At 61.2% G+C, this 18649-nt stretch carries 15 protein-coding genes; 5 read left to right on the top strand and 10 right to left on the bottom strand.

The annotated features are described in order from the left end of the window. Window positions 1–62: 62 nt before the first annotated feature. The 10 genes from AC1Q6P_RS09215 to AC1Q6P_RS09170 all read right to left on the bottom strand — a co-directional run bounded on the left by AC1Q6P_RS09215 (window position 63) and on the right by AC1Q6P_RS09170 (window position 13712). Window positions 63–1268: a glycosyltransferase gene (locus tag AC1Q6P_RS09215; RefSeq protein ID WP_492663565.1), complete on the bottom strand. Its 1206-nt coding sequence runs from the start codon at window positions 1266–1268 to the stop codon at window positions 63–65. A gap of 50 nt (window positions 1269–1318) precedes the next feature. Next, window positions 1319–2452 carry an NAD-dependent epimerase/dehydratase family protein gene (locus AC1Q6P_RS09210; RefSeq protein WP_492663566.1) on the bottom strand — a complete coding sequence of 378 codons (1134 nt, stop codon included), beginning with the start codon at window positions 2450–2452 and terminating at the stop codon, window positions 1319–1321. A 54-nt stretch (window positions 2453–2506) separates the two neighbouring features. Further along, entirely contained in the window at window positions 2507–3319 is an 813-nt protein-coding gene (locus AC1Q6P_RS09205; RefSeq protein ID WP_492663567.1) for a S1C family serine protease, read from the bottom strand. Beyond that, window positions 3316–4686, bottom strand: a complete 1371-nt coding sequence (locus AC1Q6P_RS09200) for a GNAT family N-acetyltransferase (RefSeq protein ID WP_492663568.1) — start codon at window positions 4684–4686, stop codon at window positions 3316–3318. The genes AC1Q6P_RS09205 and AC1Q6P_RS09200 overlap by 4 nt, the downstream gene beginning before the upstream one ends. Window positions 4687–4942: 256 nt before the next feature. Continuing rightward, window positions 4943–6310, bottom strand: a complete 1368-nt coding sequence (gene prsR, locus AC1Q6P_RS09195) for a PEP-CTERM-box response regulator transcription factor (protein WP_102770148.1) — start codon at window positions 6308–6310, stop codon at window positions 4943–4945. Beyond that, a complete protein-coding gene (gene prsK / locus AC1Q6P_RS09190) occupies window positions 6307–8454 on the bottom strand; it encodes an XrtA/PEP-CTERM system histidine kinase PrsK (protein ID WP_492663569.1) in 2148 nt (715 codons plus the stop codon). The genes prsR and prsK overlap by 4 nt, the downstream gene beginning before the upstream one ends. A 111-nt stretch (window positions 8455–8565) precedes the next feature. After that, complete coding sequence (locus AC1Q6P_RS09185; RefSeq protein WP_492663570.1) at window positions 8566–9948, bottom strand: TIGR03013 family XrtA/PEP-CTERM system glycosyltransferase; 1383 nt, start codon at window positions 9946–9948, stop codon at window positions 8566–8568. Window positions 9949–10451: 503 nt separating this feature from the next. Further along, window positions 10452–11594, bottom strand: a complete 1143-nt coding sequence (locus tag AC1Q6P_RS09180) for a branched-chain amino acid ABC transporter substrate-binding protein (RefSeq protein ID WP_102770145.1) — start codon at window positions 11592–11594, stop codon at window positions 10452–10454. A 150-nt stretch (window positions 11595–11744) separates the two neighbouring features. Further along, on the bottom strand, window positions 11745–12176 hold the full coding sequence (locus AC1Q6P_RS09175; protein WP_492663571.1) for a DNA polymerase III subunit chi: 432 nt from the start codon (window positions 12174–12176) through the stop codon (window positions 11745–11747). A gap of 60 nt (window positions 12177–12236) precedes the next feature. Beyond that, entirely contained in the window at window positions 12237–13712 is a 1476-nt protein-coding gene (locus tag AC1Q6P_RS09170; RefSeq protein ID WP_492663572.1) for a leucyl aminopeptidase, read from the bottom strand. A 29-nt stretch (window positions 13713–13741) separates the two neighbouring features. Here AC1Q6P_RS09170 and lptF point away from each other — a divergent pair, with 29 nt between their 5' ends. From lptF to AC1Q6P_RS09145, 5 genes are all read left to right on the top strand, one after another. Then, window positions 13742–14863: an LPS export ABC transporter permease LptF gene (lptF, locus tag AC1Q6P_RS09165; protein ID WP_492663573.1), complete on the top strand. Its 1122-nt coding sequence runs from the start codon at window positions 13742–13744 to the stop codon at window positions 14861–14863. Further along, window positions 14860–15978: an LPS export ABC transporter permease LptG gene (lptG, locus tag AC1Q6P_RS09160; RefSeq protein ID WP_492663574.1), complete on the top strand. Its 1119-nt coding sequence runs from the start codon at window positions 14860–14862 to the stop codon at window positions 15976–15978. The genes lptF and lptG overlap by 4 nt, the downstream gene beginning before the upstream one ends. Before the next feature lie 28 nt (window positions 15979–16006). After that, window positions 16007–16399: a sirohydrochlorin chelatase gene (locus AC1Q6P_RS09155; RefSeq protein ID WP_271009178.1), complete on the top strand. Its 393-nt coding sequence runs from the start codon at window positions 16007–16009 to the stop codon at window positions 16397–16399. Next, on the top strand, window positions 16396–17340 hold the full coding sequence (locus AC1Q6P_RS09150; RefSeq protein WP_102770139.1) for a CysB family HTH-type transcriptional regulator: 945 nt from the start codon (window positions 16396–16398) through the stop codon (window positions 17338–17340). Before AC1Q6P_RS09155 ends, AC1Q6P_RS09150 begins: the two co-directional genes overlap by 4 nt. Window positions 17341–17402: 62 nt before the next feature. Next, complete coding sequence (locus tag AC1Q6P_RS09145) at window positions 17403–18611, top strand: pyridoxal phosphate-dependent aminotransferase (RefSeq protein WP_492663575.1); 1209 nt, start codon at window positions 17403–17405, stop codon at window positions 18609–18611. Window positions 18612–18649 lie beyond the last annotated feature (38 nt).

Here is an 18649-nt window from a genome sequence, read left to right as displayed (position 1 = left end):
GATAAAGGATTCATCCGTGCATTGTCTCAGGCCCAGGACAGCAGGCCCGGAGCGACGCATCTTCAGGACAGAACCGCGGCCAAAGCCTTCGGAAAGTGAACACGCGGATCCCAGCGCGCAAACTCTTCGACCATGGCCAGGGCACGCGCACGCAGCGCGGGCTCGTCGCGCAGGTCGCGCAGAGCTTGGCGCATGCGTGACTGCGAGAACTGCCCGGCACGGAAATAGCGCCCGACACCGGCTTGCTGCATGGCCTTCATGGTCAAGACCTGATCGAGGTTGGAGCAAATGCCCAGCACGGGCCGCCCCTTCTGCAGAGCCTGTTGAACCGTGGCGCTACCACCATTGCAGACCACCACATCAGCGCAGGCCGCCGCTTCGCTGCCCGGAAGATATGGGGCACAAAACACATAGGGCGAGTCCGAGCGGAAATCGCTGCGCCCTGCAGTGGCCACCAAGCAGCTCATGCCCTCAGCCAGGCAGGCATCAATGATGGCCGGCAGCAGGTCAACACTGCCGGTCGAGCCTAAGGTGATGTAGGCCAGCGGGCGACCTTGTCCCGCGGGTACGCCCCACCAATCCGGCGGCGTCATCTGCGGCGACCAGACGATGGGCCCCACATAACGATGAGAAGCCGGTAAATCCGCGGTTGGCACCAGAGCCGGCGTGTCGGAATACAGCGTCAGATCGCCGTCGCAATAGTATTCACGCAAGCTTCGGTAGGCCGGCAGGCCGTAGTCGGCTCGCACTCGATTCATGGCTGCACAGTGATGCAAGCTGGCCCAGGGCCAGACGGCACGAAACACAAGATCAAGACCCGCGTAACCCAAATATCGGGCCGGCGCCATTTCCGGCGCTTGCATTTGCTGATCACGAGCGAAAGGGCTCCAATGGGCATTAGCTATCGACATCAAAGGGATGCCGACTTTGCGCGCGGCCACACTCAGGGACAGTCGATAGTCACCGACGATGGCCGCTGGACGCAACGCCTCCAGCATGCGGGTGTCGGCATCGACATACGCCCGCAGCTCGGCCTCGTTGTACACCGGTTGACCGTCAGCCAAACGCTGCAGAAACAGCGCAGGCGCGATGCTGTGCAAGGCGTAGGACTGCCATTCCGGGCTGGCAGAACACACCGGGAACTGGCCGTTGCTGGCAAAGATCACCTCATAGCCGGCCGCAACCGCACAATGGGCCAACACACTAGGGCGCGCCACGTGGGCCAGGGACACAGCCTCGGCGACGAACAGAAGTTTCGGTGCGGACATGGCTTGCTTCTACGGCGACTCGGTTCGGGGCGTGCGGAAGTTGAGTTCGGTCAAGACCGGCGCGCCTGCCCAAACAAGCCATGAGCGCGGAGCTCGCTCACGGTCTTGTCGTACAAATTGGCCGACGCTTGGCCCGAGGCCCAGGCCACAAACTCTTCCATGCCCTGCAAGAGGTCCACTTGAGGCTTGAATCCCAGGTCGCGGCGCGAATGCTCAAGCTCGGCATAGCAGGCAAAGATGTCACCCACCCGGAACTCGCCCCGATCCTCCAAGCTGGCTTCAAGCTTCATGGCTTGCGCTTGCGTACGCGCGATGTCCGCGATGGTGGCGGGAACACCGGATCCGACATTGAACTTCTGACCTGCCGCCTGGGGCGAGCTCAAGGCCAGCAAATTGGCTTGAACCACGTCACGCACATGAACGAAATCTCGGATCGGCAAGCCGCTCTCGTACATGGACAAGGCCTTGCCTTCGCGCAGCAGCGAAAAGAAGATGGACACCACCCCGGTGTAGGGGTTCTTCAAGGACTGGCCGGAACCGTACACATTGAAGTAGCGCAGCGTGGTGACGGGCAAACGGTAGGTCTTGGCAAAGTAGTCGCAGTAGTCCTCCTGCTCCTTCTTGGTTCGCGCGTAAACCGACAGCGGCGCAGAGGGGCAGTCCTCCGTCGTGGGCAAGGCCTGCATGGCAGTCTGGCAGTGTGGGCAAGGCATGGAAAAGTCGCCGCGATTCATGGCTTCGACCGAGCGAATCTCGGGATGCTGCACACCATGGCTCGCGCAGTTGTAAAGGCCCTCGCCGTAAATCGCGCGTGACGAAGACAGCACCAGGCGGTGCAGCTGCATCTTCTTCTTCAGAATTGCTTCCAAAAGCACCGCCGTGCCCAGGACATTGGTGGACACGTAATCGGCGATTTCATACATGCTTTGACCTACACCGGTGCGGGCTGCCATGTGGTAGACCGCATCAACACCGTCCAAGGCCTGCATGCAGTCACTCAAACTCAGAACCGAGCCCAGACGGCAATCCGCAAGCTGCTGCAATTCGGCACTGAACTGAGGTGCAGCCCCGTGAATCTGGGGATCAAGGCTGTCCAGGATTCGGACCGTATGCCCCTGGGCCACCAAAGCACGTGTGGTGTGGGTGCCGATAAAGCCTGCGCCACCGGTGATCAAAACATTCATGACTACTCCTTTACTGCAAGCACGGCAGGACGTGCCGGGCCCGATGCCGGCGGATCAGCGTTGCAAAATGCGAGCCACGTTCTCTATCGGTATGGCGTAGCTGATTCCTGAGGGCTGAGCGAGCACGGACTCTTTGGTGTTCTTGATCAGGACCATATTGATGACTCCGAGCACCTCACCGCTGCGCGCATCCAGCACTGGCCCGCCGCTGTTGCCTGGGTAGGCCGTCGCATCCAGCTGCAGGATGTTGAAGGAGCCTGCGCGCAGCTGCGACACATTGCGTGCGTTGAGTGTGGTGGAGCTGGGAGCCGGCAAGGCAACCGGCGTGACGGCCGAGACCATGCCACGATGGCTGACATGTGAAAACCCCAGCGCACCGCCGATGGGGAAGCCAATGAACAGCACCTCCGTGCCCTCCTCGGGCAATTCGGTCTTCAAGGGTAGAGGCCGCAGCGCCGGGGCACCGATCTCAAGAACGGCCAGGTCATGGGCGCGCTCCAGGCTGAGGTCCTGCACCTTGCGCAATTCCCAGGCACCGCTGGCCTGCTTGACCTGCACCGCCAACTGCGATGCTTGCTCTGAACCCGGCTCCGGCAGCACATGGGCGTTGGTGACGATGCGCGTGCCATCAGCGACGGCGAAGCCAGTGCCACGAAACGAAAAACGGGGCGTGGCCAAAGGGTTGAAGGTGCCAACCAACACCACCGAGGGCTTGCTTCGAGCGATGATCTCGGCAGGCGTCAACGCCGAGGCCGAGCTTTGCGCATGGGCTGCCAGCGAGACAAGCAGCCCCGCACACAGTGCGCGCACAAGGGTGCCAAGACACCTCGCGCAAGACTGAGCAAGGCTGATGCCGACCTCTTTCAAGCCAGATCCCCTGAAGTCAAACTCATTTCCAGCGCTGCCACACACTCGCGCCAGATGGTGTCGGGTTCGGTCAACTTGAAACCATAAAAGTGCCCGGCCTCGGTTTCGCGGTGACGCACCGAACGCACTTCCACCCGCGAGCGCTTGTTCTGCCCCAGATCGATCTCAGCCCAACCGTCTTGCTCCAAGGGCAGATTGAGCTTGCACTCCGCCTGAAAACCAGAGAGCGAAATTTCAATGACATCCAGCACAAAGTTGCGCTTCGAGCCGTCCACACTGAACTCAACCGCACCTGGGCAACGAATGGAATAGCGCTGATGTCGGCGCAAGGGATGGCCATGATCCGCAGAGCCTTGAAGCAAGGGCAAAACAGCCCGGTATTCGACCTGGTCGTAAATCGACCAAAGCAGGGACTTCTTGCGATCGTCCAGCTGCAGAAGAACCTGGGTTCTTTGATTGAAAAAGTAGTCCAGCAGCTCGGGCGTCATCACCGGATCGTTGGTGGTGAAGTACTTGCGGCTCGGGCGCTTGATATTGGGCAGAGACAACTCGAAAAAATAGTTGTGCAGGTCCTTTTTAGGCGGCCGGCCACCATAAGTTCGCCGGAACACCCCAGGTGCCAAACGTAAGTCCAGCGTCGCGCCAACGGCTGGCGCGCCGTTGGCGAAGTCATAGTGATCGATCACGTTGGCTTGCAAGCGCTCGCAGCAAAGCACGGCTTCATAGAGCTCGATACGATCAGGGTTGACGGCAATCACGAGGTGGCGGGTATCAAAGTACTCGACGCAGTACTGGCGCATGAACTTCACCAAAGGAAAGAAGATCGCGCCGCCGGTACGCCGAAACTCAGGATGCACCGCCAAAGCAGATATTTCTGCTATCTTGCCGCCTTTTGCACGCACTTGCGTCAAATCAAACGCGGTCTGCATCGGGAAGCCGAACACCCCCTCCCGCACGATGGAAATGGTGCCCACCACGCGGCCGTCGAACTTGGCGCACAGAGTCGTGGTCGTGGGCAATGCGTGGTAAATCGTAACGCGCATACCCGACGGATGCGGCTTCATGAAACCGCTGGACACATAGGCGTCATGCAGGATCTGAAAGCAAGCCTCCAGCTCCTCCTGGGTTTCTGCAATTTTCAGCTCCAGCCGACTGTCAGGCGCGGGATCGCAATCCACCATGCGCCGGTAGAAAGGAAATCGGATGCTCTGCGGGAACTTGCGGAACAAGCCGCGTAGCTGTTGATGGAGGCTTTTGCGGAAATTGGACCGGCGGATTTGACTCATAGATTCCTCAATCTGATGCGTCACCCAACGCGCCGCGGCGGCAGGGCCACGGCGCATGGAATCAGCGGGAATGGCGAGCATTCAACATCCTGCGAACACGCGCGCCACCATCCGACCAATATACGCCGAGCGTACAAATCGTGACAAAGTTTGCAAGTGGCAAGACACCCGTCTTATCGAGAGCCCAAGACACCCAGCTTTCACCGCCTCGCCACAATCCGACCCGACGCAAGGCCCGGGCTGACCTGCCCGACAATGACGCATCTGTCGCGAGTTGCCCCGCGCCGATTTGCCCGCCTGGGGCCACACAGCGCTGGCTACAGGCCCCACTCCTGCGTCAAGCCTTGATCTGGAGCTTGTCCATCAAGTCGTACAGAGTCGGGCGGCTGACGCCCAGCAACTCGGCCGCGCGCAAGATATTGCCATCCACACGCGCCAGGGCGGCGACGACAGCCTGCCGCTCGGCACGCTCACGCACTGTGCGCAAGTCCAGAACGGCAAGCTCCTCGCCATCCAATGGGGCAGCAACTGCGATACCGATGTCATCGGCCGTGATCTGCTGACCATCGGCCATGATGGCAGCGCGCTTGATGATGTTCTGCAATTCACGCACATTGCCGGGCCAGGCATAGGACTCGATCTTGCGAATTGCATCTTCGCCCAGGCTGAGTCCGGGCCGACGCAACTCGCTGCTGAACTTGCGCAAGAAGGTGTGCGCCAACAGGACCGCATCGCCCTGGCGATCACGCAAAGCCGGAATATCGATCACGATCTCAGCCAGTCGGTAATACAAGTCCTCGCGAAAGCCGCCCGAGCTGATCTGATTTTTCAGATCCTGATGGGTTGCCCCGATCACCCGCACATCGATCGGAATCTCCTTGCGCCCGCCAACACGCTCGATCACGCGCTCCTGCAGAAAGCGCAGAAGCTTGGCCTGCAGCGGCATGGGCAGGTCGCCTATTTCGTCCAGCATCAGCGTGCCCCCATGGGCCGTCTCGATCTTGCCGATGGTGGTCTTGCTGGCACCCGTGAAGGCACCCTTCTCGTAGCCGAACAGTTCGCTCTCCAGCAGATTCTCAGGAATGGCGGCGCAGTTGATGGCGACGAAACGCCCTTCCCGCTTGGAGGCTTCATGCAGGCCCTGGGCCAGCACTTCCTTGCCGGTGCCGCTCTCACCGAGCAAAAGCACGGTGACATCGCTGCTGGCTACCTTCTCAATCGTGCGGCAGATGCGCTGCATCTGGGCGTCACGGGTCACCAAGCCGCTCAATGCACCCGTCTGTTGCGCGGTCTGCAGGCGTCGATTCTCTTGCTGCAGTTCGTACAGCCGGTAAGCGCGCTCGACCGTCAAGCTGAGCACATCTGGATCGACGGGCTTGGACAAAAAGTCATACGCACCCATGCGGATGGCTCGCAGCGCGTTTTCTTGATCGTTTTGACCGGTCAGCACGATGACCTTGGCCGAAGGATCCAACTCCAACAGCTTCTCGAGGCACTTGAACCCCTCGGACACCGAATCCTGATCGGGCGGCAGGCCCAGATCCATGGTCACCACGGCAGGACTGTGCCGACGAAACTGCAGCACAGCCGAAGCCACGTCCTGAGCCAACACGGATTCGAATCGATCAAGTGACCACTTGAGCTGCTTTTGCAAAGCAAGATCGTCTTCAACGATCAGCAAAGGCTGTTGTCGCACTGCGCTCATGCGCCTCCCACCAAAGAGTGCTCTCCCGCACCACCGCCATGAAACAAAGGCAATGAAATCGTCACTGTGGTCCCGATCTTGAGTTTGCTGTCCACCGAAATCTTTCCACCCAACTCTTGCAGGTATTGGTAACTTTCATAAGCGCCAATCCCCATACCGCTGGATTTGGTCGTCTGGAACGGCTTGAAAAGACGGTTCTGGATGAAATCTTCACTCATTCCGCAGCCTTGATCACTGACGATGAGGCGAGCCATGCTGCCATTCTGTTCCAGAACCAGCCGCACCTCGGCATCAGCCGCACTGGCATCGAAGGCGTTCTGCACAACGTGACCAATGACGCGCTCGACGCGATCTTCGTGGCCGCGCGTGCGCAGCCCCTGACTCAACTGCAAGTTCAAACGGCGCCCCTTGGCTTCCGCCGCGGCGGCCAGGCGTTTGGCAATCCCGACCAGGTCCACACCGCTGCTCACCCCATGAGGCTTCTCACCCTCGCGAAGCTGCAACATCAGCTGCCGCATCTTCTCCAGCGAGTTCTCCACCGTGTCCAGCATATCCTGCTGAAACTCGGGATTATCTCGAAGCCGCTTTGCATTCTTCATCATCAAGGACAGCTGCGTGACGATGTTCTTCAGATCGTGAACCACAAAGGCGGACATGCGATTGAAGGCATCGAATTTGCGCGCCTCGAGCAAGGCTTCGGCCGCCTGCATCTGTGCCAGGTAACTGGCAGCCTGGCTGCTGGCGGTCTTGAGCAGGTCGCGAACCTCCCAGTTGACCTCGATCGGTGCCCTCGGTCGCCCCAAAACCACCAAGCCCAGCAACTCGCCACCCACGATCAATGGAATGACCAGCCAGTAGCGTGAATCCGCAAGCAACCATTCGGGCAGGGCTACGGCCTGATAGTGCTGGTGCTGAGCATGGAGTTGCTGGATATCAACGATCCAGTTGCGTTCGCGCAAGAACTCACAAAAGCCCGAGGCAGCATGCTCCGCGCGATCCTGCTGAGGCAGGTTCCAGTTCGCCACCGGGCGCAACTCAGCCTCGGCACCACGGCGCAACCACAAAGCTCCGGAAGGGGCTTCCACCAGATTGGCCAAGGCCTTGACCACCGTCAGCCCCATCTCCTGCGGAGAGCTGCCAGAAGACAGAATGGCCGTGAAACGCAGCCACTCCTCTCGGTAGTCGTAGCGGTAATTGAAAAAGTTCTTGCTGATGTAGATCTTCAAGCGAGCCCGAATTGCGCCGGACAGCACCGCCACAGCCAGTGCAATCAAGGCCACAAACATCAGGGCCAGTTGCAGGGCCCTGCCCCACTCGCCGCCGGTGTAGCGCACGTAATAGCCCACCGCCGAAACCAGCAACAGGTAGGCGCCCACGAGCAAAAGCGCGGCCGAGTGGAACACCGCGGCGCGAGAAACATGGAGTTTGTCCAGCCAGTCGACCTGCCTGCGTGCGGCCATGAACAACAATGGGACCGCGAGACTGTGGACCAGGGCGCGGACACTCAATGCGTCGCTGTCAAAGCGGCGAAACAAGGCGGCCTGCGAAAAGAAAAACAGATCGAATGCAAAGATGGCGCTCAAGCCAAGGCAAACCGGCTTGGCGTTCCAGCGCGAATCGGCTGAAACATTGCGCAGCAACTGCTCCACCAGAATCAGCCCGACCACGGCCTGAGCCAGAGCCGCAAATGCCGCCGGTCGGCTGAGCATGACAGGCCAAGACAACCACGGGCTGCTGTATTCACGCGAGATCAAAAACGCCAGAGATGTCAAAGACACCACGACGGCGAGCGGCGCGAAACGCGGCAGACCTGCCGCCCGAGCGCCCCCATCGGCGGGCCGTAACAGCAGACACACAAATGCCAGCCACAGCGCGTAGCGCAACCAATCCGCCAAAGGAATCAGCCAGACATCGACCTCGATCGGCAAACGAAGCCATTGGGTGAGCCAGGAAAAGGCCGCCCAGCCCGTGCTGACAAGCAAGGCCGAGAAAAAAACGTAGGAAACACTGTGGGCTGGAGCGCTGCGCTGCCAGCACAGCTTCCAGGCGAAGTACAAGGTGAAAACGGCATAGGCCAAAGCGGCCAGCGCATCACCGAACAAGCTGAGATCCAACAAACTATTGAGCATCAGCGATTGGAGCACGACCTACAGATCAGCTGAATCGGCACAAATGCCAAACACTCACCCGCAGCGGGACAGAAAAAAGCCGGCTCCATGAGCCGGCCCATCTTTCAGAGGAACTCAAGGCCTCGGTCAGCGCGCGCCCTTGCCGGTCAACACCACGGCGACCGTTTCCAGCATGATCAGCAGGTCCAGGAAAAGCGAGTTGTTCTTCACGTAGTACAGGTCGTACTGCAGCTTCTCGATCGAATCCTCCACCGTCGAACCGTACTCGTAACGGACTTGAGCCCAACCCGTGACACCCGGTTTGACGCTGTGGCGAACAGCAAAATAAGGAATCTTGTTGACCAGGTCATCGACGAAGAACTGGCGCTCCGGTCGGGGGCCGACCATGCTCATTTCGCCGCGCAGCACATTGATCAGTTGCGGCAACTCGTCGATGCGCACCTTGCGAATGAAGCGACCGACGCGAGTCACGCGATCGTCGTTCAAGGTAGCCCAGCGAGGCTTGCCATCCTTTTCGGCGTCCGTGCGCATGCTGCGGAACTTGATCACCTTGAATACTGCACCATTCAGACCGACGCGCTCTTGCTGGTACAGGACTGGGCCTTTGGATTCCAGCTTGATCAGCACGGCGGTCACAACCATCACCGGCAAGGTCAGTACGAAAATCAGCGACGAAAAGACGATATCGCAGATACGTTTGACAGCCGTGCGGAACACGCCCTGGTTGAAGCCGTCGCCGAAAATCAACCAACCCGCATTAACGTGACTGATCTTGATCTGGGCGAGGGTCTTTTCAAAATGCGTCGCGATGTCGACCACGCGGATACCGTAGAGCTTGCAATCCAGCAACTGGCGCAGCGGCATGCTGCCACCACGCCGCTCAGACAGAGCGACAACGATTTCATCAACACCCAAGCTGCGTGCTGTGTCCGTCAAAGAACCGCGGGCCTGGATCAGTTCATTGGCCGGCACTTCCGAAGACTCCTCGTTGGGACCGGCCAGGTAACCCACGATCAGCGCATGGGGGTCGGCTGCCTTCAGGGTGGCGCCCACCGTCTTGGCCACAGCGCCGGAACCAAAAATCAGGATGCGAGTACGGGTGCGCGACTGGGCACCGGCATGGGCGGCATACACGCGATGAACCATCACGGCCGCAACGGCAAGCATGGCAGCGAACGTCACCAATTGACGATGACCCGGATCCACCGGCAGCAGGCTGAAGATGGCATAAGCGAGCGGCAGACCGAACAGCAAGCCGAGCAAAGCGCGGGCGCAGGACTCGGTCAGCGAGCGGTTGTGCACATGCTGGTACAAACCACTGGCCGAGTTGATGACAAACATGCAACCAGCCAAGGACAAACCATGAGAGGCGACAAAAGGAATGACCGAGCTGGCAGCCTCTTCCTGACTCAGAACCACGGCGACCACCGCAAAGACGATCAAACCCAGATCAAAAAAGACCTGCAGCAAAGTCTGCCGATGCAAATAGTGGCTGAATATCCGAATCATGTTATTCCCCGATCACTAAAACTGAACTGCCTGCAGCGTCAAGCGTCTGCTATCAATTCGGGGCAGCGGAATCGCCACCTTCGAACCGGATGAGCCCCAACAACCATGCTCACCTGCAAACGATCCAAATCTGACACTGGGTCTTACCTTGATCGCGAGCGAATGATGCCTGCGCCGCCACTGCTTGAAAGCCCCCCGTTTAGAGGGGGACCGGCGGGAATAAAGACAAAACTCCGCAACACGAGGCATTGAGTTTTCAGGCCCCTGCGACTAAGTGGCGAGAGTAGAGCGCATTCCAGAACACCCGCAGTGCACGCGAGATCGCCGCAGCGTGCGTATTCCACGGGCTCGCGCCTCTCGCAAATTGGCACATGTGTCACCTGGGAACAGTTTGTTCAGCTTTATCAGTTTCCTTCGGAGAGTATGAGTTTGTGCTTATTCCCGTAGCCCAAAAAAAGGCCCGCTTACGCGGGCCTAGGGATTGCATAGTCAGCTGAATTGAATCAACGAACCACAGCGATTTGCGACTTTTCGCCACCCTTGTAGGTGTACATGGTCAGAGCGCCGTTCTTGATGTCGCCCTTGTTGTCGAAGGAGATGGTGCCCGTGACACCCTTGTAGCCTTCGGTCTTGGCGAGCACCGGCAGGTACTTGGCCGGCTCAGCAGAGCCCGCCTTGACCATGGCAGCCACCAGCACGTTCACTGCGTCGTAGACGTAGGGCGCGTAGATCTGGACTTCAACCTTGTAGGCTTCCTTGAACTTGGCCTTGAAAGCGTCCGAAGTCTTCTTCGATTCGCCTTCCACGCCACCGGCTTCAGCGCACACCACTTGGCCGTCGCCCATGGTGCCAGCGGCCAGCTTGGGCAACTCGCCCGAGCAGATACCGTCGCCACCCACAAACTTGGCTTCGATGCCCAGTTGCTTCATCTGGCGCAGCATCGGGCCAGCCACTGCATCCATACCGCCGAAGAAGACCACGTCGGGCTTCTTGGCCTTCAAGTTGGTCAGGATGGCGGTGAAGTCCGTGGCCTTGTCGGTGGTGAATTCACGACCAACGACCTTGCCGCCGGCTGCCTTGACGCCCTTTTCGAACTCGTCGGCCACGCCTTGGCCGTAAGCGGTACGGTCGTCGATCACGGCGATCGACTGGCCCTTCAGCTCCTTGACGGCGTACTTGCCCAGCGTGCCACCCAGGTGCACGTCATCAGCCACCACACGGAAGGTGGTCTTGTAGCCGTTGCGAGTGAACTTGGGGTTGGTGGCCGAAGGCGAAATCTGGGGGATGCCCGCGTCGCTGTAGACCTTGGAGGCCGGGATGGAGGTGCCCGAATTCAGGTGACCGACCACGCCGTTGACCTTGGAGTCGACCAGCTTTTGAGCTGCGGCGGTGCCTTGCTTCGGATCGCCAGCATCGTCTTCGGCCAGCAGTTCGAACTTGGCCTTCTTGCCGCCGATCATCACGCCCTTGGCGTTCAGCTCGGTGATGGCCATGCGAGCGCCCAACTCATTGTCCTTGCCCAGGTGGGCAATCGCGCCGCTGGTGGGGCCGACGTGGCCGATCTTCACAACCAGGTCCTGGGACATGGCTGCACCGCTCAGCATCAGCGCCACGGCGCCGACCACAACATTCAATTTAACCTGCATGAATTACCTCCGAGTTGGAAGAAGGAGAGTTATTTGCCGTTGAATTCTCAACACCATGAACATACCCCAAAACGAGGGGGTGACGACATGGGGAAAGCATGGAATCGCAACAGGCCTTGCCAGGGCGCAAGTGGCAAGGCTTCAAAGCCTTCAGGCCACCTTGTGGTGGATGACCTTGAAGCCCAACTCTTCATAGCGGCGCCAGCGCCGGCGCGCGGCCTGCACCTGCTCGGGGTCGGTCGAAACCACCTCCAGCACGCGCTGGAATTCGTCGAAATCTTCGGGCATGTCAGCGCCGACATTGAGCAGCACTTCGCGGTGGGGCAAGTCCACGCAGCGCTCACTCAACAAGATCGGCGTGTGCTCGCCCAAGGGCGTGCCCGCATGCGCAGCTTCCCAGCGCGCGTGCGGCACAAAAATGCTGGCCTCGGCATCCCAGAGCTTGCTGTCCAGGCGCCCCAGCAGATGTGCCGGCCCACACACGCCCGTGCGCACCCCGGCCTGCTGTGACTTGCGCAGCAGACGCACGAGGTAGCCGAGCCGATCGGCAACGCCGGTGTAGAAACTGACTTCGGTTGTCATTCGGTCCTTGTGAACGAGAAATGGCGGGCGCCGGTCACCGACGCCCGCCCCATTCTTCGATCAACGAACTTGCGACAGCACGAAGTGGGTCAGCAGGCCCACCGGACGGCCGGTGCCGCCCTTGGCCGCGCCACCCTTCCAGGCCGTGCCGGCGATATCCAGATGACCCCAGGCGTACTTGCTGGCAAAGCGCTGCAGGAACTTGGCCGCGGTGATGGAGCCACCGGCGCGCGAGCCCACGTTGGCGACGTCCGCGAAGTTGCTCTTGAGGCCCTCTTCGTAGTCGTCATCCAGGGGCATGCGCCAGCACAAATCCAGCGACGCTTCGCCGGCTGCGGTCAGGGCTTGCGCCAGGCTCTCGTCGTTGGCATACATGCCGCTGCGCACACCGCCCAGAGCGATCACGCATGCACCCGTCAGCGTGGCCACATCCACCACGGCTGCGGGCTTGAAGCGCTCGGCATAGGTCAGCGCATCACACAGAATCAGGCGGCCTTCAGCATCGGTGTTCAGGATTTCGATAGTCTGACCCGACATCGAGGTCACCACATCACCCGGCTTGAGGGCGCGGCCGCTGGGCATGTTCTCGCAGGCAGCGATCAGCACCACCAGATTGATCTTGGGCTTGAGCTCAGCCACAGCACGCAGGGTGCCGATGACACTGGCGGCGCCGCCCATGTCGAACTTCATCTCGTCCATTTCGGCACCCGGCTTCAGCGAAATGCCGCCCGAGTCAAAGGTGATGCCCTTGCCCACCAGCACCACGGGCGCCTGCGTCTTGGCTGCGCCTTCGTAGCGGGCGACGATGAAACGCAGCGGCTCGTCTGAGCCTTGCGCGACGGACAGGAACGAGCCCATGCCCAGCTTCTCGACGGCCTTCTTGTCCAGCACTTCGACCTTCAGGCCGTAGGTTTGGCCCAAGGCCTTGACCTGCTCGCCGAGGTAGGTCGGCGTGGCGTAGTTGCCCGGGCGATTGGCGCATTCGCGGGCCAACTCGACACCCGCACCGATCGCCTCGCCGCGGGCCAGACCTTGCTTGGCAACCTTGGCAAAGGCGACATCGGCCTTGTCCACCAGCAGCGTCAGCTTGCTCAGCTTGCCGGCTTCCGGCGCGCTGGGTTTGGTGTGACGGTACACATACGTCGCATCGCCTGCAGCCAGCACGAACTGCTCAGCCAAGCTGTCACCGTGAGCGTTGAAGTCGAAACCGACAAAAGCCACACCGGCATGGGCCACGCCGCGGCCCTTGAGCAAGCCCAGAGCCGATTGCACAGCGGCACGAGCGGCCTTGACACTGGTCTTGCCAGAAGCTGCCAACACCAGGCGCGGGGCCTTCACACCCGTGGGGCGCTGCAGCACCAGCGACTTGCCAGCTTTCAACTCGAAGTCGCCCAGCTTGATCGCGTCCTTGATGAGGGCGCTCAGGCCGGCGTCCAGGCCCTCAGGCAGCGTGTCGCCACCCAGAACCAGGATCAAGGCATCAGCATTGAAGCTGGCCAATGCGTCAAAGGACGCAGACTGTGTACGGAAGTCCATAATGTCGCCGAGTAGAAAAAAGTCCCAGGATGTTATTCGATTCCACCGTACGCACCGAGTTGGCGCGCAGCTTCGGCGTGACCCTCGTGGTCATCCTCACCACCGTCCTCACCATCATGCTGATTGGCACCCTGGGCCAGGCGGCGGGCGGCAGCGTGGCGCCGCAGGATGTGATGCTGCTGCTGGGCTATGCCTCGCTAGGCCATCTGCCCACGATGCTGATCCTGTCGCTGTTCATTGCCATCGTGACCAGCCTCGGCCGCATGTACCGCGATTCGGAGATGTCGATTTGGTTCTCCAGCGGCATCGGCCTGAGCCGATTCGCCAAGCCGGTGTTCCGCATGGCCTGGCCGGTCCTCCTGGTGGTGATGGTGCTCTACCTCTTGATCTGGCCCTGGGGCAACCAGAACAGCGCCCAGCTGCGCGAGCGCTATCAAAAACGCAGCGACTTGTCCCGTGTGGCACCCGGCCAGTTCCAGCCTTCACGTGACGGCAGCCGCGTCTTCTTCATCGAACGAGACAGCGAGGACGGACGCACTGGCCGCAATGTCTTCATCCTGTCCAAACAACAGGACAGCGAATCTGTCACCACCTCGTCCAAGGGCCGCATCGAGCAGGTCGGCGACGACCGCTTCTTGGTGCTGGATCGCGGTCAACGCAACGAAACGAAGGGCTTTGGCGGCGAAAAGACCTTGGCCCGCTTCGAGGAGTACCAGGTCTTGATGGACAGCCAGATCTTGCGCTCGGCCGATCAATTGCCACCCAAAGCACTGGCCACCCTGGAACTGATCAACAACCCAACGCCGCGCAACCGGGCCGAGCTGGCCTGGCGCTTCGGCATGATTCTGTCGGCCTTCAATATGTGCTTGCTGGGCCTGGGTCTGTCGGCCACCAATCCGCGCCGTGCCAGCAATTGGAACCTGCTGTTTGCCTTGCTGACCTTTGTGGTCTATTTCAATCTGGTCAATCTCAGCCAGTCCTGGATCACCAGTGGCCGCATGAGCATGGGTGGCACCCTGCTGAGCGTGCACGGCAGCGCGTTGGCGCTGGCACTGTTGCTGCTGTGGTGGCGTGACCAGGGCAATCGCATCCACCTACCGCGCCGCCGCGGCGTCGGCTTGAAGGCCGGCTGCCAGGGAGGCGCCGCATGAAAACAGTCCGCCGCCTGCTCTACCGTGACATCGTCGGCGCCGTCGCCTTTGTCACCTTGGCCTTTCTGTCCTTGTTCTTCTTCACCGACTGCGTCGATGAAATCGACCGCATGAGCCGGGCAGGCGCCGGCAGCTGGGTGGCGCTGCAACTGGCCCTGCTGTCGATCCCGGGACACTTCTACCAGTTGTTCCCGATCACGGTGCTGATCGGCACCATCTTCTCGCTGGCCCGCCTGGCTCAGTCCAGCGAGTTCACGATTCTGCGCACTGGCGGCCTGGGCCCCGGGCGCGCGCTGGGCCTGCTGGCCAACCTGGCCATGGTCTTTGCCGTGCTGACCTTTGTGGCCGGTGACTTTGCAGAACCCTTCTTCAAGCGCCAGTACGACTTGCTTCGCGCACGCGCCACCGGCGATGCGCAGGCCAATGCCAAAGGAGCCTGGTTGAAAGAGCACCGCACCGTGGACGGCCAGGAACGCAGCTATTCCATCCACGTCGGGCGGGCCGATGTTGCGGGGCAACTTCGCGAGGTACGCATCTTTGAGTTCAACGAGCATGGCGGCCTGATTTCGCGCACGGCGGCCGAGCGCGCCAGCGTGGACAAGCAAGGCATGTGGCAGCTGCAAGAGGTGGAGCGCACCGAGTGGGCCAGCGGCGAGGATGCACCGAATCTGAGCACCCCAGTTCGCGAGCTGCGGCTGCCGCGCCTGGATTGGCCCAGCAGCCTGCACGCTGGCGTGATCACAGCAGCCGTCCTGCCGGCCGGCTCCATGTCGACCTTGGAGCTCTATCGCTACACCGAGCACCTGTCCGCACAAGAGCAATCGGCCCAGGCCCATAACATTCAGTTCTGGCGCAAAGCGCTCTACCCCTTCGCCTGCTTTGTGATGATCGCCCTGGCCCTGCCATTCGCCTATCTTCATGGGCGGTCGGGCGGCATCAGCCTCAAAGTCTTCGGCGGCATCATGCTGGGCATCAGCTTTGTCCTGCTAAACAATGTGGCCGGGCATATGGGCATCTTGAACAACTGGACGCCTTGGGCTGCCGCCGCAACGCCCAGCCTGATCTATCTGGCCCTCTCGCTGGCCGCCTTCGGCTGGTTGGTCCGCTACCGATGAACCCGCTCCACACCCACCACCAACAGCCATGAGCCAAGGCCTGCTTCTTTTCGCCCATGGCGCCCGCGATCCCGATTGGGCGCGCCCATTCGAAGCCGTGGCCGCCCGCTTGGCCCGACAGCGCCCGGGCTTGGCCATGCGATTGGCCTACCTGGAGTTCATGTCGCCCAGCCTCGAAGAAGCGGCACACGGCCTCGCGGCCGAGGGCTGCGACACGATTCACATCGTGCCCATGTTCCTGGGAACCGGCGGCCACGTGCGGCGCGACATTCCGCCCCTGCTGGCCAGCCTGGAAAGCCAGTACGGCGATGCCGTGCAGTGGCTGCTGCACCCTGCCCTGGGCGACCAGGAGCGCATCATCCAGGCCATGGCCGAGGCCAGCCTGGCCTGGCTGGACGGCCCCGCCGAGGAACACCCATGAACTTGCACCAGTTCCGATTCGTGCAGGAAGCGGCACGCCGCAATCTCAACTTGACCGAGACCGCCAAGGCGCTGTTCACTTCTCAGCCGGGCGTGTCCAAGGCCATCCTGGAACTGGAAGAAGAGCTAGGCATCGACATCTTCTCGCGTCACGGCAAGCGCCTGCGCCGCATCACCGAGCCCGGCCAGCAGGTGCTGGCCGCCATCGAAATCATCATGCGCGAGGTCAACAACCTCAAGCGCATCGGCGACGAATACTCCAAGCAGGACAGTGGCACCCTGTCGATCGCCACCACTCACACCCAGGCGCGCTATGTTCTGCCGGGCCCGGTGGCGCAGTTGCGCCGGCAACTGCCGCTGGTGCGCGTCAGCCTGCACCAGGGCAACCCCGACCAAGTCGTGCGCATGCTGCTCGACGACAGCGCCGATGTCGGCCTGGCCACCGAATCTCTGGCCCAGATCGAAGAGCTGGTCACCTTGCCCTGCTACGAATGGCAGCATGTGCTGGTGGTGCCGGCCGACCATCCTCTGGCCCAGGTGGAGCGCCCGAGCCTGGAGCAGCTGGCTGCCGAGCCCCTGGTGTCTTACCACCCCAGTTTCACCGGCCGCACTCGCATCGACCGGGCTTTCCAGGCACGCCAGTTGCACCCCAACTTCGTGCTCGAGGCCATCGACTCCGACGTCATCAAGACCTATGTCCGCCTGGGCATGGGTGTGGGCATCGTGGCCGAAATGGCGGTGCGCGAGGATCCTCCCGACGGCGGACTGGTGTCGCGACCGCTGGGCCATTTGTTCGGCCAGAATGTCACCCGCATTGCCTTCAAGCGTGGCGCTTATCTGCGCAATTACGTCTACAGCTTTGCCGAGCTCCTGTCGGACCGACTGAACCGCCCCTTGCTCGAGCGAGCCATGAGCGGCGAGGCCAGCGACTACAAGCTCTGAACGCTTTGATCCCTTGATTTCAGTCGGGCCTGGCCGCTCGACTGTCTGCCCCGCCCTCGACCATGAATGCACCGACATCGCCCGGCAGCCTGACCCCGCCCACGCCCCTGAACAGCCGCCTGCCCCAGGTGGGCGCCACCATCTTCAGCACCATGTCGGCCTTGGCTCAGGCCCATGGCGCCGTCAATCTGGGCCAAGGATTTCCCGACTTCGACTGCGACCCCGCCCTGATCGAGGCCGTGCATGCCGCCATGCGTGACGGCCACAACCAGTACCCACCCATGCCCGGCGTGCCCGCACTGCGCCAAGCGGTGGCCACCAAGCTGCAGGCTACGCATGGCCAAGCCTATTGCCCTGAGCGCGAGATCACCATCACCGCCGGCGCCACTCAAGCCATCTTGTGCGCCCTATTGGCCATCGTTCATCCCGGCGATGAAGTGATCGTGCTGGAGCCCTGCTATGACAGCTACGCCCCCAATATCGCGCTGGCTGGCGGCGTGCTCGTACGCGTGCCCCTGGACCCGAAGACCTTTCGCCCCGATTTCGATCGCCTCCGCGCCGCGTTGACCCCCCGCACGCGCGCCCTCATCATCAACACCCCGCACAACCCCAGTGCCACGGTCTGGAGTGATGCCGAGATGCGCAACCTTGCCGACTTGCTGCGCGGCAGCCAGGCACTGTTGATCAGCGATGAGGTCTACGAACACATGGTCTATGACGGGCAGGCGCATCAAAGCGTCGCCCGTTTTCCGGAGCTGGCCGCTCGCAGCCTGATCGTGTCCAGCTTCGGCAAGACCTTCCACGTCACCGGCTGGAAAGTCGGTTATGTCGCCGCTCCCGCGGCCCTGAGCGCCGAGTTCCGCAAGGTACACCAGTACACGGTGTTCTCCGTCAACACGCCGGTTCAGCTGGGTCTGAGCCGCTATCTGGCCGACCCACGTCCCTATTTGGATCTGCCCGCGTTTTACCAGCGCAAGCGCGACCATTTCCGCGCAGGCCTGGCGCAAAGCCGGCTGCGCCTGCTGCCCAGCGAGGGCAGCTATTTCCAGTGCGTGGACTACCGCGAGCTTGAGGCCGGACGAGCACTCAACGACGCCGAGTTTTGCCAATGGCTGACACGAGAAGTGGGCGTGGCGGCAATTCCAGTGTCGGCCTTCCATGCGGACAAGCAAGACCAGGCGCGGGCCAGCCAAGAGAAGATCATTCGCTTTTGCTTCGCAAAAAAAGACGCGACCCTGGATCGCGCACTGGCCTTGCTGCGGCAGCTCTGAGCTGGTGCGCCAAGGCTCGGGCGCGACAGAAACTCAGA

The sequence above is a fragment of the Roseateles sp. GW835-FHT13E02 genome, from assembly GCF_058794035.1.
This window is presented reverse-complemented; position numbering and strand designations above follow the sequence as displayed.

Coding starts and splice junctions, on each gene's coding strand:
- AC1Q6P_RS09215 (WP_492663565.1), bottom strand. CDS start 1,268: ATGTCCGCACCGAAACTTCTGTTCGTCGCCGAGGCTGTGTCCCTGGCC.
- AC1Q6P_RS09210 (WP_492663566.1), bottom strand. CDS start 2,452: ATGAATGTTTTGATCACCGGTGGCGCAGGCTTTATCGGCACCCACACC.
- AC1Q6P_RS09200 (WP_492663568.1), bottom strand. CDS start 4,686: ATGCTCGCCATTCCCGCTGATTCCATGCGCCGTGGCCCTGCCGCCGCG.
- prsR (WP_102770148.1), bottom strand. CDS start 6,310: ATGAGCGCAGTGCGACAACAGCCTTTGCTGATCGTTGAAGACGATCTT.
- AC1Q6P_RS09185 (WP_492663570.1), bottom strand. CDS start 9,948: ATGATTCGGATATTCAGCCACTATTTGCATCGGCAGACTTTGCTGCAG.
- AC1Q6P_RS09180 (WP_102770145.1), bottom strand. CDS start 11,594: ATGCAGGTTAAATTGAATGTTGTGGTCGGCGCCGTGGCGCTGATGCTG.
- AC1Q6P_RS09175 (WP_492663571.1), bottom strand. CDS start 12,176: ATGACAACCGAAGTCAGTTTCTACACCGGCGTTGCCGATCGGCTCGGC.
- AC1Q6P_RS09170 (WP_492663572.1), bottom strand. CDS start 13,712: ATGGACTTCCGTACACAGTCTGCGTCCTTTGACGCATTGGCCAGCTTC.
- lptF (WP_492663573.1), top strand. CDS start 13,742: ATGTTATTCGATTCCACCGTACGCACCGAGTTGGCGCGCAGCTTCGGC.
- lptG (WP_492663574.1), top strand. CDS start 14,860: ATGAAAACAGTCCGCCGCCTGCTCTACCGTGACATCGTCGGCGCCGTC.
- AC1Q6P_RS09155 (WP_271009178.1), top strand. CDS start 16,007: ATGAGCCAAGGCCTGCTTCTTTTCGCCCATGGCGCCCGCGATCCCGAT.
- AC1Q6P_RS09150 (WP_102770139.1), top strand. CDS start 16,396: ATGAACTTGCACCAGTTCCGATTCGTGCAGGAAGCGGCACGCCGCAAT.
- AC1Q6P_RS09145 (WP_492663575.1), top strand. CDS start 17,403: ATGAATGCACCGACATCGCCCGGCAGCCTGACCCCGCCCACGCCCCTG.